The organism is Microcoleus sp. D3_18a_C4 (assembly GCF_036702415.1).
Classification (GTDB): domain Bacteria; phylum Cyanobacteriota; class Cyanobacteriia; order Cyanobacteriales; family Microcoleaceae; genus Microcoleus.
Genome location: NZ_JAUBTI010000122.1, coordinates 1 through 17,969, shown reverse-complemented (window position 1 = coordinate 17,969; position 17,969 = coordinate 1). Strand labels below are relative to the sequence as shown.

Annotated in this window: 10 protein-coding genes and 1 pseudogene; 8 read left to right on the top strand and 3 right to left on the bottom strand. The window is 45.9% G+C overall.

Annotation, left to right across the window (positions count from 1 at the left end; all coding sequences use genetic code 11):
• From QUB16_RS29480 to QUB16_RS29470, 3 genes and pseudogenes are all read left to right on the top strand, one after another.
• Window positions 1-141 (top strand): annotated as a pseudogene (locus QUB16_RS29480) (photosystem II D2 protein (photosystem q(a) protein)); the annotation flags it as partial.
• 156 nt (window positions 142-297) lie between these two features.
• Window positions 298-1,677: a photosystem II reaction center protein CP43 gene (psbC, locus tag QUB16_RS29475; protein WP_333321664.1), complete on the top strand. Its 1,380-nt coding sequence runs from the start codon at window positions 298-300 to the stop codon at window positions 1,675-1,677.
• Window positions 1,678-2,242: 565 nt separating this feature from the next.
• Window positions 2,243-6,100 carry a GAF domain-containing protein gene (locus QUB16_RS29470; RefSeq protein WP_333321662.1) on the top strand — a complete coding sequence of 1,286 codons (3,858 nt, stop codon included), beginning with the start codon at window positions 2,243-2,245 and terminating at the stop codon, window positions 6,098-6,100.
• 459 nt (window positions 6,101-6,559) lie between these two features.
• On the opposite strand, the gene QUB16_RS29465 is transcribed toward QUB16_RS29470, so the two are convergent.
• The 3 genes from QUB16_RS29465 to QUB16_RS29455 all read right to left on the bottom strand — a co-directional run bounded on the left by QUB16_RS29465 (window position 6,560) and on the right by QUB16_RS29455 (window position 14,161).
• Complete coding sequence (locus tag QUB16_RS29465; protein ID WP_333321661.1) at window positions 6,560-12,574, bottom strand: response regulator; 6,015 nt, start codon at window positions 12,572-12,574, stop codon at window positions 6,560-6,562.
• A gap of 150 nt (window positions 12,575-12,724) precedes the next feature.
• The gene (locus QUB16_RS29460) at window positions 12,725-13,129 is read right to left on the bottom strand and encodes a hemerythrin family protein (protein ID WP_333321659.1); all 405 of its coding nucleotides are present in this window, start codon (window positions 13,127-13,129) and stop codon (window positions 12,725-12,727) included.
• Window positions 13,130-13,147: 18 nt separating this feature from the next.
• Window positions 13,148-14,161 (bottom strand): PleD family two-component system response regulator, encoded by a 1,014-nt coding sequence (locus tag QUB16_RS29455; protein ID WP_333321657.1) that lies wholly within the window; start codon window positions 14,159-14,161, stop codon window positions 13,148-13,150.
• Window positions 14,162-14,997: 836 nt separating this feature from the next.
• Here QUB16_RS29455 and QUB16_RS29445 point away from each other — a divergent pair.
• The 5 genes from QUB16_RS29445 (at window position 14,998) to QUB16_RS29425 (ending at window position 17,827) form a co-directional block, all read left to right on the top strand.
• A complete protein-coding gene (locus QUB16_RS29445) occupies window positions 14,998-15,366 on the top strand; it encodes a hypothetical protein (protein WP_333321655.1) in 369 nt (122 codons plus the stop codon).
• On the top strand, window positions 15,323-15,964 hold the full coding sequence (locus QUB16_RS29440; protein WP_333321652.1) for a hypothetical protein: 642 nt from the start codon (window positions 15,323-15,325) through the stop codon (window positions 15,962-15,964). Before QUB16_RS29445 ends, QUB16_RS29440 begins: the two co-directional genes overlap by 44 nt.
• Window positions 15,965-16,064: 100 nt before the next feature.
• Window positions 16,065-16,250, top strand: a complete 186-nt coding sequence (locus tag QUB16_RS29435) for a PCP reductase family protein (RefSeq protein WP_006633749.1) — start codon at window positions 16,065-16,067, stop codon at window positions 16,248-16,250.
• A gap of 68 nt (window positions 16,251-16,318) precedes the next feature.
• Complete coding sequence (gene tpiA / locus QUB16_RS29430) at window positions 16,319-17,044, top strand: triose-phosphate isomerase (RefSeq protein ID WP_445251179.1); 726 nt, start codon at window positions 16,319-16,321, stop codon at window positions 17,042-17,044.
• 222 nt (window positions 17,045-17,266) lie between these two features.
• A complete protein-coding gene (locus QUB16_RS29425; protein ID WP_333321648.1) occupies window positions 17,267-17,827 on the top strand; it encodes a Uma2 family endonuclease in 561 nt (186 codons plus the stop codon).
• The last annotated feature ends 142 nt before the right edge of the window (window positions 17,828-17,969 follow it).

Below are 17,969 nucleotides of genomic sequence, written 5' to 3'. Positions count from 1 at the left end.
GAAGATCCTGAGTTTGAAACGTTCTACACTAAGAACATTCTGCTTAACGAAGGCATTCGTGCTTGGATGGCTCCGACTGACCAACCCCACGAAAACTTCATCTTCCCTGAAGAAGTTCTGCCTCGCGGTAACGCACTTTAAAAAAATCAGGATTTGGATTTCAGATTAATTTTATTTTTTTAAATTAATCTGAAATCCAAATCCCAATTCCCCGGCGCAGGTGCGGTACTCCCGTGTCCTACTGGGGAACAAAAAAACCCAAAATCCAAAATCTAAAATCGTTGGAGGTTCTACCGGGTGGTAACGCTCTCTAATTCCTACGCAAGCGGTCGCGACCAAGAATCCTCCGGGTTCGCTTGGTGGTCTGGCAACGCTCGTTTAATCAATCTCTCCGGCAAACTGCTGGGCGCCCACGTCGCTCACTCTGGTTTGATCGTGTTCTGGGCCGGTGCAATGACTTTGTTTGAAGTCGCTCACTTTATCCCAGAAAAGCCCATGTACGAACAGGGCTTAATTTTGATGCCCCACGTCGCTACTTTGGGTTGGGGCGTAGGCCCCGGCGGTGAAGTCACTGATATCTTCCCGTTCTTCGTCGTTGGCGTTCTTCACTTGATTTCATCTGCTGTTCTCGGTTTGGGCGGCATTTATCACGCCGTTCGCGGCCCGGAAATTCTCGAAGAATACTCTTCGTTCTTCGGCTACGACTGGAAAGACAAGAACCAGATGACCAACATCATCGGCTACCACCTGATTCTGTTGGGATGCGGCGCTTTGCTGCTGGTAGCTAAAGCCATGTTCTTCGGCGGTGTCTATGACACTTGGGCTCCGGGCGGCGGCGACGTGCGTATTATCACGAACCCCACTCTGAATCCGGCTGTGATTTTTGGCTACTTGACTCGCTCTCCTTTTGGTGGCGAAGGCTGGATTGTCAGCGTCAACAACATGGAAGATATCATCGGCGGTCACATCTGGGTTGGCCTGATTTGTATCGGTGGCGGTGTTTGGCACATTTTGACCAAGCCTTTCGGCTGGGCTCGCCGCGCCTTAATCTGGTCTGGTGAAGCTTACCTGTCTTACAGCTTGGGCGCTTTGTCCCTGATGGGTTTCATCGCCGCCTGCTTTGTCTGGTTCAACAACACTGCTTACCCTAGCGAATTTTACGGCCCGACGGGCCCGGAAGCTTCTCAAGCACAAGCTTTGACCTTCCTGATCCGCGACCAACGCTTGGGTGCTAACGTCGGCTCTGCACAAGGCCCTACCGGTCTGGGTAAGTACCTGATGCGCTCTCCTACTGGCGAAATCATTTTCGGCGGTGAAACGATGCGTTTCTGGGATTTCCAAGGCCCTTGGTTGGAACCCCTGCGCGGTACTAACGGTTTGGACTTGAACAAAATCAAAAACGATATTCAGCCTTGGCAAGCTCGCCGCGCGGCTGAGTACATGACTCACGCTCCTTTGGGTTCTTTGAACTCTGTGGGCGGCGTGGCAACTGAAGTTAACTCGTTTAACTTCACGTCTCCTCGTTCTTGGTTGGCCTGTTTCCACTTCGTGGTGGGTTTCTTCTTCTTGGTCGGCCACTTGTGGCACGCTGGTCGCGCTCGCGCGGCTGTCGCTGGCTTTGAGAAGGGTATCGATCGCGAAAATGAACCAGTGCTGGCTATGCCAGACTTAGACTAATCGATCGAGTTTATTCCTGATTTGATTGTCTAATCAAAAAAGGCTCCTGCTTAACGGCAGGAGCTTTTTTTTGCTCCCATATCTGAAAAAGCTGCGGATTGTCGATCGACCATTCTCCCAGCCCGCTAGCAGCAGATACAATCCTAGAGGTAGAAACCCTATTTCTGAGTTAACCTTTTGAATTCCATGCTGTTTCTTTCTGTAAGCTCGTTCCTCAGCCAGCTTTTGCATCCAGGACTGAGATATTTCGGTGCGACCTTCATCGGTGGCGGTGAATGACTCTGCAAGTCTTGAAACTTGACAATTTTAATCCGTTGGGGTAAAGAGCTTGCAAGGCAGGCTGTACAAAGTTTATATTTAAAGTACAAAAGTTGTAATCCCACACAATGGAAAGTTGCAATGGAAAGTTGCAATTTTAAGGCAGATCGCTACAGGTGCAAAACTAATCGACGATCGCCATCAGGATATTTATATTTTATTAAATGGCTGTGCTTGCCGAATTTTTTAACAGGCACAAAAATTTTGGGCCGCTTACTATTATTGCTAGGAAAGCAAAAGATTAATAATGGACTCATTAAAGATCGAAAATGTCAAGGTGAGGTTCGATCGAGCAAATTTGCTCGAACGCATCGCCAACCGCATTCGCCGCTCTCTAGAACTACCCGAAATTCTGAGCGCAACAGCAGCGGAAGTTCAATCCTTCTTGGGAACAGACAGGGTAAAAATCTACAAATTTCATAGCGACGGTAGCGGTGAAGTGATTGCCGAATCAATTAACGGCAACCGCTTGCCATCCCTATTGGGGCTGCATTTTCCAGGAGACGATATTCCCCCTCACGCCCGCGAAATGTTCGCGCAACTACAGGTGCGATCGATCGTCGATATAGATTCCGGGCTGCTAGGCCAAAGTCCGCGTCGCGAGGCGGTTTCCGGCCAACTGCTGCCCGACGAAATGCGCTTTCGCGCGGTTGACCCCTGCCACGCTGAATACTTGAGCGCACTGGGCGTCAAGGCTTGCTTGGTAGTACCAATTTTTCACGGCGAAGAATTCTGGGGGTTGTTGGTATCTCACCACTCCGAGTCCCGGAGTGTGACAGAAAACGAACTCCAAGGCGTTCAGACGGTGGCAGATCAGCTCGGCGTCGCCATAGCCCAATCAACCCTCCTCGCCAGAGCGAGGGCGAAAGCTCAACGGGAATCTGCCGTCAACCGCGTCGCCGCAGCCCTTAACTCCCAGCCGACGATTGAACTCCAAACAGCTTTGGCCGAATCGGTAGCAGCACTAGATGCAGCCGGCGGCAGGCTGTGCATTTTCGCCACGCCATTCATTTCCGACAGCAGCAAAGTTACGAATCTAGTTCCCTATTCGGATAACTCCACTGGCGAACTCACAGTCTACACTTGCGGCTCAGGGCCGAAGATGCCAATTTCGGCCAAATACCCGCAGGTTGAGCAATACAGCGTCTGGCACGAATATTTTAAATCCGGCGAGCAACAGGTTTGGGCAATTCCCGACTTGTACCAAATTAGCAGTTTGAGAAGCCTGCAACCTGCATTCCGATCGACCAAAATTCGCAGCATTTTAATCGTGCCGCTCAGAACCCGCCAGCACATATTTGGTTACTTGACCATTTTTAGAGAAGAATTTGACACCGAAACTCTCTGGGCGAGACAGTTTGATAGCGACGAGCGGCTCGCCCAATCTCGGATATCTTTTGAAGCGTGGAAAGAGTCAAAAACTGCCCAAATTCGCGACTGGAATGCTGAAGAAATTGAATTGCTCCTAATTTTTGGCAACCACTTTTCCAATGCTATTAACCACTACCAACTCGATCAACAAATAGAGGCACTTAACACAAATTTAGAAAATCAAGTTCAAAAGCGCACCGCTCAACTACAGCAGTTGACCAAACAGCAGCGAGTGCTGTTTGAAGTGGTGGCAAAAATGCGGAAATCCCTCGACTTGAACAAGATTTTTAGCACGATGTCCCAGGAAGTGCGGCGGGCTTTAAATGCCGATCGAGTGGCGGTTTACCGCTTCGATGCCGCATCAGAATTTAACGACGGCGAATTCGTGTCCGAAGATGTTTTGCCAGATTTTGTGTCAGCAATGGCAGTCAAAGTGCACGATCGCTGTTTTGGAGAAAACTACGCCAATCTCTACTCTCAGGGGCGAGTTCACGCCATGTCCGACATCAGACAAGCCGGACTGCAAGATTGCTTTGAGCAAGTCTTGGAGCAATTTCAGGTCAAAGCTACTTTAGTTGCACCGATTATGAAAGGCAACCACCTTTGGGGGTTGCTGTGCATACACCAATGTTCGGCTCCCCGCAATTGGGAATCTTCCGAAATTAAGTTTGCTACCCAAATTTCCGCTCAGCTAAGCATCGCTTTAGAACAAGCAGATTTGCTCGCTCACACTCAGCAGCAAGCAGTTGAGTTGCAGCGGGCAGCAGAGCAGGAGCGAATATTGTTTGAGGTAGTTGCTAAGATTCGACAATCTCTCGATTTAGATACAATTTTTAGCACGACAACTACCGAACTGCGGCGGATTTTAAATGCAGATAGAGTTGGGATTTATCGCTTCGATCCAAGTTCAAAGTTTAATGAAGGCGAATTTATTACCGAAGATGTTTTGCCAGATTTTCCTTCAGCAATGGATGTGAAAGTTCGCGATCGTTGTTTGGGAGAGAACTATGCAAATAAATACAGCCAGGGACGCATTCAAGTGCTGCCAGATATCGAAACGGCGGGACTATCCGACTGCCACGCTGCTATTTTAGCTCAATTTCAAATTAGAGCTCAGGTGATTATGCCGATGATGAATGGCAGCGAACTCTGGGGCTTGCTGTGCGTGCACCAGTGCGGCAGTTCCCGCAATTGGAACACTTCGGAAATCCAGTTTGCTACGCAAGTCGGAGCTCAGTTGAGCGTAGCATTAGAACAAGCAGATTTGCTTGCTAAAACGCGGCAGCAAACTATCGAGTTGCAGTGGGCAGCAGAGCAACAGCGGATACTGTTTGAAGTGGTGGCCAAGATTCGAGAATCTCTCGATATCAACGCGATTTTTAAGACTGCAACCCAAGAAGTTTGTCAGTTTATGCAAGTTGATAGAATTGCTGTCTATCAATTTAATCCTGATTGGAGCGGCCATTATGTCGCCGAGTTTGTGAAAGATGGCTGGATAAAATTGGTAGGGGAAGGTATCAGTACGGTTTGGCAAGATACTTATTTGCAGTCAAACCGAGGCGGCAGATATGCCAATAATGAAACTCTAGCCGTTGACGATATCTATCAAGTTTGCCAATCGGAGTGTGTTGTCGGTATTTTAGAGCAATTTCAGGTGAAGGCTTATGCGAGCGCGCCTATTTTTGTAGGAAAAGAACTTTGGGGTTTGCTGACAGCGTATCAACATTCTGGGCCCCGCTGTTGGGAAAGTTCAGAAGTTAACTTTTTAGCTCAGATTGCCAATCAATTAGGGGTAGCTATCCAACAAGCCGAGTTGCTGGCTCAAACCAGACGCCAAGCAGAACAAATCGCTCAAAGTTTAAAAGATTTGCAGCACACTCAAGCTCAATTGATTCAAACGGAAAAAATGTCTGGTTTGGGGCAACTGGTAGCCGGGATTGCTCACGAAATTAACAATCCAGTTAATTTTATTTACGGCAATCTCAATCACGCTAGTGAATATACTGCTAGCTTACTGAGTTTGTTGGAACTTTACCAGCAGCAATATCCCGCTTATAGTCCTGAAATAGACAAATTGAGTGAAGATATTGACTTGGAATTTCTGCTAGAAGATTTGCCAAAATTGCTATCGTCAATGAAGGTGGGAGCCGATCGCATCCGTCAAATAGTTCTGTCTTTAAGGAATTTCTCTCGTCTTGACGAAAGTCAAATGAAGGCGGTTGATATTCACGAGGGCATTGACAGCACGCTGTTAATTTTACAGCACAGACTGAAATCTAATGCGGACGGTGCAAACATTGTGCTAGTGAAAGAATACGGCATTTTGCCTCGAGTTGAGTGTTATGCTGGACAGTTGAATCAGGTGTTTATGAATGTAATCGGGAATGCGATCGATGCTTTGGAATCGCACAAGTTGCTCGCTGGTCAATCTGTAGCTCCTCAAATTAAAATCTCTACTGCTGTCGGTCAACTTAATGGTACTATTCCTAGCGCGGTGATTCGGATTTCTGATAACGGTACGGGAATTTCGGAATCTATGAGACAACGGATATTTGACCCTTTTTTCACGACTAAGGCAGTGGGAAAAGGTACTGGATTGGGACTGTCAATTAGTTACCAAATTGTGGTAGAGAAACACGGCGGCGTTTTAAAATGCAATTCGGAATTGGGGAAAGGTACTGAGTTTGCGATCGAGATTCCGCTTCGACAGCAGTCATTAGTCATTAGTCATTAGTCATTAGTCATTAGTCATTAGTCATTAGTCATTAGTCATTAGTCATTAGTCATCATCTCTCTTTTGTCACTTCGGAGACAGTATAAAGCTAGGCAGCCACTAAATCGGTAACTATTCGAGCATTAAAAAGAGTCCAAAAATCCTCGCTCAAAGAGTTTATTAGCCATTTTTTAACTACCAGCCGGGAAGTCCCGGGCGTATATTTAGAGGGGATTAATCAGAGCGCTGTGCCCCGTACCCCGTTGGGAATTACGCCCGCGTGATGAAAGGCTCGTCGGGTTTCGGTACCGAAACCGACAATTATTCTTTTATACCCCAAGATGCTGGGGAAATACTCTGATACTATATTAGCAAGTGGGGGTGGAACTACCTCACTATAAAAAGCCTGAGAAAAAAAAGGAAAAAGAAGCCTGCGGTCTAACTGTAGTCAGTTGACCGTCAGGTTTGTTCACGTGACTTTCATAGATTAGTTTCGCTTTTTTGTAGTTCTTGTTGGAGAGTATTCTTGACACGATCGTACTCAACCTCGATTTGAGCAAATAGGGAGGAGGCTCGATCGAGTTGACCAGAGGTACTGATGACTTCTAACGTGGCACAAAGGTGGGCCAGAGGAGCCGCGCTTAGATTCGCACTACTGCCTTTGAGGGTATGGGCCGCTCGGTTTAGGGCTTGAGTATCCGCTTGGGCGATCGCTAATTTCATAGCTTCTAGCAACTTTAGACCTTCCTCCAAGTAGCAGTTAGCTAGCAAGCTCAAAATCTCGGTTGAATCTTGATCGATGCTGCTACAGAAGGCTTGCAGTTCTGTAAGGTTAACCGCTGGCCTATCAATTTTTGGCTTGTTACTATCTGATTCCTCCTTTTGGGCCTGTTGCGGTTCCGGGTTGGGTTGACACTGACTCAGCGCTTGGTTGAGAGCCTCTAGTCGAATTGGTTTAGTGATATAGTCATTCATGCCAGCATCAAGACAAACCTGGCGATCGCCCTGCATGGCATTTGCCGTCATTGCAATAATCCAGGGACGAGTATGAGCCGGCCACTGCTGGCAAATACGACGGCTGGCTTCTAGTCCATCCATCTCTGGCATTTGTACATCCATCAGCACTACATCATAAGGCTGGCGATTCAGGGCTTCCAAAACTTCCAATCCATTGGCAGCAATATCGGCCCGGTATCCCAAACGCTCTAACAGCAGCAGTGCCACCTTCTGATTTACCAGATGATCTTCTGCTAAAAGAATTCGCAGTGGGAGTCTCTGGGCAAGTTTCATATCATCCTCGACAGATATAGGGAGCTGTTGTTGAACTTTTTTCGGTTGAGCTTGTAGCACATGGATCAGTATTTGATAGAGCTGGGATTGTTTGATGGGTTTGCTTAAACAAGCGGCAAAGTGGGTGGAGAGCGCTGAAGAACTCGCTTCTGGGTAGCCCATTGAAGTCAGCAACACTAGGGGTAAACGGTGGCACTTAGGATGCTGGTGGATGGCTGAGGCGAGTGTGAGGCCGTCCATTTGTGGCATTTGCATATCTAAAATAGCGAGATCAAACGCTTCTCCACTCTCAAGCCAGTTGAGCGCTTCCGCAGCCGATGGGGCAGCCAGACTCTGCATCCCCCAACTCTCTGCTTGCAACGTCAGAATTTGTCGGTTAGTGGGCTGGTCATCCACTATTAATAAACGCTTGCCAGATAGTTCTGGTAGCATTTCCATCGGTTCCGCTAACTCAGTAGCAACAGAGGATGCGACAATCGTGAAGTAGAAGGTAGAACCCATTGTGACTCGATTAAGCTTAGCTGCTTGCCATTTTGGTGAAGGGGTTCCTCCGACGTGGCCTCCGCTCTCAACCCAGATCGTGCCGTTCATAGTTTCAGTAAGTCGCTTACTAATCGCCAGACCTAAACCAGTCCCTCCATACTGCCGAGTCGTCGAAGCATCTACTTGACTAAAAGACTTGAACAGTCGATCGAGCCGGTTGGCTGGAATACCAATGCCTGTGTCTTGAATGGCAAACTGGATTTCGTACAAGCTTTCTGACAAGTTCTCTCGTTCAGAAATTGTTTTGTCCGAATCAACTAGAGAGGCTTCTACGGAAATGGTAACTTCCCCAGTTTCAGTAAACTTAATCGCATTGTTGAGCAAGTTAACTAGAATCTGACGGAGACGGGTGACATCACCCAAAATGAACTTAGGAGTCTGAGGCTGGATGAGGTAGCCCAACTCAATATCCTTCTCATCTGCTTTAACTGCAAGTTGGTCGATCGCACCTTCTATGCAATCTCTCAAGCTCAAGGGATGTATTTCTAGCTCCAGCTTGCCCGACTCAATTTTGGAGAAGTCCAGGATGTCGTTGATGATACTCAGGAGGGTATCCCCACTATTGCGAATCGTCTCGATAAAGTCTCGCTGTTGAGCCTTGAGTTCTGTATCCAGCAGTAGTCCCGTCATACCAATAACCGCATTCATGGGAGTGCGAATTTCATGGCTCATCATCGCCAGAAACTCAGTTTTGGCTCGGCTCGCTGCTTCTGCTTCCCGTCTAGTTTGCTCCAGGGCAAAGTTTTTCAGAGTTAATTCTTCTCGTTGTCGAGTTTCTTGCTCTAGTAATTGGGCTTGAGCTAGGGCAATTCCTACTTGAGTCGCCACTGATTCTAGCAACTCCACTTGATCGGCAGTCCAATGACGGTAGCGATCGCACTGGTGCAAACAAATGGCACCATTCGGTTCTCCTTGGTAAGAGGTTCGCACTGCTAATGCCGATCTCAATTTGAGACTGGTACAAATAGAATGAGCACAGATGAGCAATGATTCGCAATAGACATCCGGGGAGGCGATCGCTTCATCTTGAGCCATCAACCGTTTTGTATAAGCAGGACTGGCCGCCAGAAGGTCATGCTCCCCGCTGTGCCCATATCCCACTCCTAGATACTCTGCAACGACAGGAAACTGAGGCAGTGGATTGTCCTGGTATGTGCTAATTAAGCAGCGACTGACTCCAAAAGTTTGCCCAATCTGAATAGCAGCCGTTTCAAATATCTGCTGAGCATTGAGGCTTTGACGAATTTCTTGGGTAATTTGCTTCAGCAGTAGGGCTTTTTGCAACTGTCGCTGTAGTGCTTCTTCTGCCTCCTTGCGATCGGTAATATCCTTCATGAAGCAGTGATGCCCGACAAACACATTTTGCTCGTCATAAGCAGAGACCATCACCAGTTGTTTATAGAAGCTAGAGCCATTTTTTCGCATTCCCCTAGCTTCCGCTTCGACTCTGCCGTCTCTCAACATTTGCTCATAAGCAGCCACCATCTTCTCAACATCTTCAGGATGAACGGTGTTTTCCCACTCCCTCCCTAGCAGTTCTTCAGGCTGATATCCGCAGATGGCAGCATAAGTCACATTGACAGAGATATAGCGTCCTTGAGGGTCAATCCGAGAAATGCCTGCCACGGCATTTTCTAGCGCCGCACTCATTTGTTGCAGTTCTGCTTCGGCTCGTTTGCGATCGCTAATTTCAATTAGAATGCAACCCACTGCTATAGCCTGCTCTGCATCCTTGAAAATGGGAAAGTGAGAAACGAGCCAGTGGCGCTTGACACCCGTTTGACTCGATAGTGCTGTGCTCATTTCCAAGTTGATGGAAGGTTTTCCTGTCGTTAAAACCTGTTGTAACAGTGCATTTACAGTAGGAGCAAATTCCCCCAAAATCTCATCGGTTGTCTTATCTAAGTGAGCCTCCACAGAGGGGCCATTAAATTCAGCTAGTGCCTCATTGATTTGTAAAAATCTCAACTGCCGATCGTGGATACACAGCCCCACCCCTGCTAGGGAAGCTCCTTTAAAGAAAGCATTCAATAATTGCTCTCTGGCTTGAATTTCCTGCTCTAAGTTTTTGCGATCGGTAATATCGCTCTGAGAACCAGTCATACGGACAACTTTGCCCGCTTCATCCGAAAGCGCCTGCCCTCGAGCCAGAATCCACTTGTAGCTCCCATCCTTACAAAGAACTCGATGTTCTGTAATATAAAAGGAAGTTTTGCCCTCAAAGTGATCTTGAATTATTTGCATGACGCCACCGAGATCGTCGGGATGCACCCGCTTGCTCCATTCGTCCAGGTGATGGGGAATTTCATGGTCTTCGTAGCCCAACATTTCTTTCCAGCGAGCCGAGAAGAATACTTCATTGGTGTTGACGTTCCAATCCCATACCCCCTCATTACTACCGCGTAGGGCGAGTTCCCACCGCTCTTCACTGGCTTGCAGAGCGACTTCTGCCTGATGCCGTTCAATTTCACTACCAATCCACTGAGCCATCAGCTTCAGTAATTCCACATGGGCAGATTTAAAGCTGTCTGCACGGGGAGATTTACTAGAAAAGCTGAGGGTACTGTATACTTTGCCTGCAACTAAAACTCGTGTTCCAATATAAGCTTCCATGCCCAGGGCAAGATAGGCAGGATGGTAACGCCATTTTGAGGTGCCTGTATGTTGGATGGTTACTGGTTCATTTGTGTCTAAAACTTCACAGCACAAAGTTTGCTTAATATCAAAGACATCACCAGGTTTCAGGACTTCATCAGACGATCGCGCCACCATCACCTCATAACGGTTATCTTGCACGCGAGCCAAGACGCCAAATTCAAGCCCAAAATTCTGACATCCCATCTCAATCAACGCTTGGATGCGCTGCTCAAAATTGAAATTTTGGGTAGCAGTAACTTCATATAAAGCTCGTATCGTCGCCTCTCTTGTTCTTAGTTCAGCTTCGGCTTGTTTACGTCTCTTAATTTCAGCTTTCAGCGATCGATTGATTCTGGATAATTTTTGCGTTCGTTCTTGAACCCGGTGTTCTAATGTAGCGTTGGCGTGTTGAATCTCCCTAAATTTTTGATTGAGTACGAGCCCCATCAATTGAAAATTGCGAGCAAGGTCATTGATTTCAGTAACAGAGCTATGTTTCCATTCAAATGTTTCTTCTGAAAGCTTGTTGGGTAAGTCAGTAGTCGCACGAGCTAAATAGGATAATGGCTTGACCAGTCGTTCGCTAACCAGCGTTGCAAACAAAAATGCCAACATTGTGACGAGGAGTAGAATACTCAAGTCAGCCTTGTAGCGATTTTGTAAATTTTCTACATAGGGAGCTGCTGGAATTTGTAAGCGTAATTTCCATTCCACATCGGAGCTAATAGTAAATTCCTGTATATACAGAGAATTTTTCCAACGGATCATCGGATTCTTGCCCTTGCTAGGAACCCACTGCTGCAAGGTTCCCTCTAAGGTGCGAGTGCTGCCGTCCTTTGATCCCGGAACACTGGTCAAAAGCTTTTGATCGGATTGATTACTGGCAATGACTCGGTTGTTTTCATCGAGCAATGTAATGGCTAGTTGCTGATTGTTTCTCTGGAAAATGTAGAGAGCTTTGATCTGGCTCAATCCTAATGAACCGTGGATCAGCCCAAGAAAACGACCTTGAACTTGCAGGGGTACATTCAATCCTACATGAGGTTCGTCCACTAATATATCTTTGTGGATAGGAGTCATCCAAGGTCTCAACCGCTCTTGAGCCAGGGGAATTAGAGATTGATGTTCCGTGCTTTGTTCGACCAACCGCCGGCGGGTTTGATCTAAAGGAGAAGAAGTAGCTAAAATTGTTCCAGATGAATCCGCAACATAAATTTTGTCGAAATCTGGAAACAACTGCTCGATCAGGCTAATGTTTTGTTGTAGCTGCTCGGATGATTGAATCGCTTGATTAGCAGCAGTTGCGGCTTCACGCCTGAGCGATATTTCAGCTAATTGGTTCAAAGCTGTGAGGTATCGCTGATGCCATCGAGATATTGCGCTAGTGATAGTTTTTGCGTTTGCTTGTAACTCCGTTTGCACCGTCGTTGGGATTTGACCAACAAAGTATCTACCATCAAAAACTAATAGCATCAGTCCTGGAATAAAGACAAAAGCAACCAACAGATGAAAAATAGTTTGTTGTAAAGAGAGGGCGAGATGCTTTGAAGGACTAATCCACCGAGAAATCGGCGCATACGAAATGATTAAGCTGGCAACTAAGGCATTAAAAATGCCGTTGACTGCTTGCTTGCACATAACGAGGATGGTCTGATTCGCCTCCATGTGCATCATTTGACTGTAGAAAAGCCAAACGAGGGGCATTCCAATTAAGAACCAGTAAATCCCATCGAATAAAAGGATATTTGGCTGTTGGCGCTTCTTGCAAAGAAACCCTACAAACAGAGCCTCAATTACCAAAATAATCGTGGCGTATGGATGATGCCAAAGGATATAAGTATAGCTGCCTGCAATTAGACCAGCCACGCCTCCCCAGCCCCAGCCGAAGTAGTAAGTAATAATCAGTATGGGAATACTGCCAAAGAGGAAATCAACCCCAAAGAAAAGAGACAAATTGCAATGGTTGCCCAGAACACCCGCACCAGTGAGAAGGGCGATCGCACCTAACCATCTTTTATTACGCATTGAGCTAGCCCCTCCCATAAACTTTTATAATCGCTAGTTGTTGAATAGGACCTGATTCCGATAAAAAAAGCGCCATAGACCCGATCTGTTATTTACCTGACACTTTCCATGAAGAGCGCACCACCGATTATTTAAGCTTTAAGAGTAAAATTAAGGCTTACTTATGCAGGACTTGAGTTCTCGATCGACTTTTTTAATATGGTTCACGAACCACTCTAGCAATTGTTCATTAAGCTTAATGGCTAACGAAAGGCTCGATCCTTTGGTTTGTAGCTCTTGTTTAACTTCACTCAGTGTTTTAATAAATTTGGTATGAGCCGCTGCATTGTTAGATGCAAATGGGCATTTGTATCTTTGCATACAATTTTCTTCAAATCCGAAGTGTTGTGCTACATACAAGTCTAAAAAATCTACAATACCTTTTATTTCTTCTTTTCCACGGTTTGCCAACATGGCATCCACTAAGGTATTGAGTTGATCGATCAATTGTTTGTGCTGGCGGTCAATTTCGGGAATACCAATAGTTAACGAATCATTCCAAATGACGAGAGGCATAGTTTTGACCCTTATGATTTAACGGGTGAATTCCTTAACTGTATGAATTTTGGTACAAAAAGTATTACGGCCTTTGTCTTTGGCTTGATAAAGTGCTGCATCGGCAGCAGTAATTAAAGTTTCTGGTAAGCTTTCTTGGTTAGGAATCACACTGGTAATACCGAAGCTGAGCGTAATACAATGATGCGGAGAACTCTTATGAACTATTGCTAAATCTTGGATGCGAGCCTGCATTTGCTTAACGATTTGGACGGCTCCCTCCAGCTCGGTGTCGGATAAAATCACTACAAATTCTTCACCTCCATAACGTGCTACTAAATCTCCCGCTCGATTAATACTGCGATTGAGAGCTGTCGCCACTTGCTGTAAACATAGATCCCCTGCTTGGTGTCCATAAGTATCGTTGTAAGGCTTGAAGAAATCGATATCACACAAAATCAGTGACAAAGGAGTTTGGTGCCTCGTCATGCGTCGCCACTCCTCCTCTAGCTGTTGGTCAAACTGACGGCGATTGGCAATCTGAGTCAAACCGTCAATTGACGCGAGGTATTTTAATTGTCGATTGGCGGCCTCTAGCTGGTTGTAAAGTAGGGTTTGTTGCTGTTGCAAATGGAATTGCTTAATCAACCGTCGCACTCTCTGTCGCAGAACAGCCCAGTGAATCGGCTTAGTGATATAGTCAGCGGCTCCCGCTGCAAACGCTCGATCGACAGATTCTTTGTCTTCTAAGCTAGTAATCATCAAAATAGGTGGGCGATCGCTCTCACGCACTTCAGATAATTTTTGACAAAAAGCAAAACCATCCATAGTAGGCATCACTGCATCTAGCAGGATCAGGTCTGGATGTACTTCCTCATAAGCTGCTAGCCCTGTCAACCCATCTGTAGCTTCGGCCACTCGGTATTTTTCCTTCTGTAAATACAGTCGGAGTTGCAAACGAATCAAGGCATCGTCATCCACAATGAGAATTAGAGGGGACGGTGCCGTAGATGGGTTAGTCGAAATGGCTGAGTCTTCTAATGATTGATACATACGTCAGGGTGTATCTTAAGCTCTGCAAACATTTTAGCGTAGCATATTTTGAGCTTGAGATGGAAAGTGAAAATTGGGCCAATATGTCATAAATTATACACCAGCTAAGCTTCCGCAACAACATCTTAGGCAGCGTCGGGTTTGTTAAACCACCAACCACAGTCTACTTAAAATTTATCGCTTTTTTTCGGAGATAGAAAGTCTGGTAACTCGCGCTAATTTTTGTAAATATGTAATTATTTTTGGGGGCGTTAAACAGTTTTTACAACGCCGAGCGAGCTTTGACGAACGATCGCCAGTTATCGCGCGATCGTCGCTGGGATAATATGCTATATTTCTCAACTTAATTCAGCCTTTTTCAGGTGCATCAAATTCCTGCCTCATATTTGAGCGATCGTCCGATCTATTTTTGGGGAATACATCTGATTGTGACACTATCACCTATAGCTTCGCCCTTGGTTGAGCGTTTGTTCGCCCCAGGAAGCTCTGACTGCAAAAAGGCGTAAGCTTTGTTAAGAAACATCTACAGCGTTTTGCGCGAGCTGGGATAGGTTTTTTCTCTTTTTTCTCCCAATAATCCCCCCAGATAGTGTCTAAACTCATGTCTTTGGGCTTGAGTCGGGCACACATCGTCAAAGCGTTGGCACAATCTTTCAAAGCATGGGGGCATGGAAGCTATACTATAGCAATTCTCGAATCATTTGTGAATTTCTTACGGACTCCCCGCGAGTTCGGGGAGGGTTGGAGTGGGGTAAAAAATTTATGACTCCTGCAAGCATTGCTATATACTATAACCACTGGGAAAGAGTAAATTAACTTGATGGAGATCACTTACTATGGCAGTAGCACTCCCTGACTTTTCTCAAAATTTTTCTCAAAGCGTTCAAAAAACGAAAGAAGTTTGGACGGAACAAGTCGGCAAAGCAGTTAATTCTGTTTCCGAAGCAACAGCAGAAGCTAAATATTCTCTCTCCGAAACTGCGTCTCAGGCAAAAGAAGCTCTCACTCAAACTACGAATTCTGCAGTCAATACTGTTAATCAAGCTACGAACAATGCTTTAGGTACTGTAGCGGAGAAAACCGAAAAAGCGAGAATTTCTATATCGGAAGTCACGAATCAAGCAGTTAGTCGCGTCAGTGAAAGTACGAACAAAGCTGTTGATGCTGTTTCTCACTCGGCGGCAACAGAAGAAAGAAACTATTAATCAAACTACTAACTCTGCGGTCAATACTCTGAATCAAAGCACTAGCCAAGCTGTAGAAAGTGTAAATCAAGCTACAGAAAAGGCTAAGACTTCATTAGAAGATAGCATTAACAAGGCGGGAAATATGAGCGATGCCGCTTCAGATGCCCTCCAAAGTGCTATCAATGGTACTGTCAAAGATTGGATTGATTCTCACCCTCTCGTCTTCTGGTTGGTAAATCACCCGTTGGTATCTTTAGCAATTTTGCTGCTATTTATATTGAGTATCTTAGGTTTTTTTCAGGCTTTAGGTAGCTTGTTTGCAAAAGGCTGGTTATTTATTCTGCAAAGCCCTGTAAAATTTATGCAAGGGGTTTTGAGTTTTGGCTCTAAATCTGTAAGTAATTTCGGTGGAGTGGCTGTAAACTCCTTGGTTTCAAAGAATCTAGAATACAACAATAATTCAGCTTTACAATTGAGGGGAGTTGAATCAAACAGTTTGGAGTCTCAGGAACGACTTGCTAATATTTTGACAAGGTTGGAGGCAATTCGAGAAGAGCAGAATCAGCTTTTACAAGAAGCGTCGGCGATTTTAGGCAACAAATTTAAGGCAGAGTGAGAAGGTGTGGGGCGATCGCAACTCGTGGTAAATTTAAGACATCCAGGCTTTCCATCAAAGCCTGATACATGAAGGCTTGTAGTCGATCGCTCAAAACGCCATGCCCGATTCCGAATTTTCCGACGATCTAAAATGGACACCAGAAGCCAAGGCGAAGCTGAAAAATATTCCCTATTTTGTCCGGGGACAAGCTCGCGTCCGCATCGAGCAGTTGGCCCGCGAAGCCGAAACCGAAGTCGTCACCGTTGACTTAGTTGAGCAAGCTCGAATCGAGTTTGGGCAATGAAGGATCGAAAGGTACGCTAAAGCTTTAGACTATAAATTGCGTTGTAAGGACAAGGACTTAAAGAAATAGTGCGGAAAATAGTTATAGCTGGCAACTGGAAAATGTACAAAACTAGGGCAGAATCCCTAGAGTTTCTTCAAGGATTCATGTCCTGCCTGACGGAAACCCCAGAGGAACGGGAAGTCGTGCTTTGCGTTCCCTTCACTTCCTTGGCTGTCCTCTCGAAAAATTTGCACGGCAGCCGGATCAGACTCGGTGCTCAGAACGTCCACTGGCAAGAGTCTGGAGCTTTTACTGGGGAAATTTCCGGGCCAATGCTGAGTGAACTTGGTGTGCGCTATGTCATCATCGGCCACAGCGAGCGGCGCCAATATTTTGGGGAAACTGACGAAACGGTGAATTTGCGGCTGAAAGCTGCTCAGAAATACGATTTAATTCCGATTCTGTGCGTTGGGGAAACCAAGCAGCAGCGAGATGCAGGCGAAACAGAAGCTCACATTTTTTCTCAGTTGGCAAAAGATTTGGTTGATGTTGACCAAAATAAGTTGGTCATTGCTTACGAGCCTATTTGGGCGATCGGCACTGGCGATACTTGCGAAGCTAAGGAAGCTAACCGAGTTATTGGTTTGATTCGCAGTAAATTGACTAATCCTGACGTGCCAATTCAGTACGGTGGCTCTGTTAAACCGGAGAATATTGATGAAGTTATGGCGATGCCTGAGATTGACGGGGTTCTGGTAGGCGGTGCGAGTTTGGAAGCTGCTAGCTTCGATCGAATTGTTAATTATCAGTAATAGGTAGTTGCTAATAAGCTGTCGCGCATTTAAATTGTAGATTGAGGGCGGGCGGGACGCCCACCCCACAAGACTTTAAAATTTTTTGACATACCATTTAAATGCAGAACAGCTTAGGTAATTGCTAAGAGGTAAGTGCAACAAGGGCAGCGGGAATTAAAGAGCGATCGCCTACAATTGTGATGTGCCGTTCAGTGTTTCTCGGATCGGGAGAATTAACCTATGACTGCGATCGTTAAACCCAAACCCGCCTTAGACGAGTTCCTCAAACTTCCTGAAACTGAACCGGCCTCAGAATTTCTTGAGGGACAAATCATTCAGAAGCCCAGGCCTCAAGGTGAACACAGCGTACTTCAAGGTGAACTCTGCAAGACTATCAATCAAGTAGCGAAAACTCGGAAAATTGCCAATGCTTTTCCCGAGTTGCGCTGCACTTTTGGCGGGGCATCAATCGTGCCAGATGTAGCAGTATTCCGATGGGAAAGAATTCCTTTTTTGCCGTCTGGTAGAATTGCTAACCGCTTTGACATTAATCCCGACTGGTCGATTGAAATTCTCTCTCCAAACCAAAGCCAAACAAAAGTGCTGAGTAATTTACTCCACTGTTCGCGAAACGGCACTGAGTTGGGGTGGTTACTAGATCCAGAAGAAGAGAGTATTTTGGCAGTATTTCCCGGACAAAAAGTAGAACTGTATAAAGGTGCTGCTCTGTTGCCAATAATTGATAAAATTGAATTAGAATTGACAGTTGATACTGTTTTTAGCTGGTTGAGTTTTGGTTGAATTAAGAATGGCGCTTCTGCTTTATTCTTGCGTCTTTTAGAGAAGCATTTCGTTTTACAAGAAGCGATTTCAATCGCCGATGGATATGGGAGCATCTCAGTTTTGCATTTACAGTGCGAGCGTCCCCGCTCGCGTATTGTAC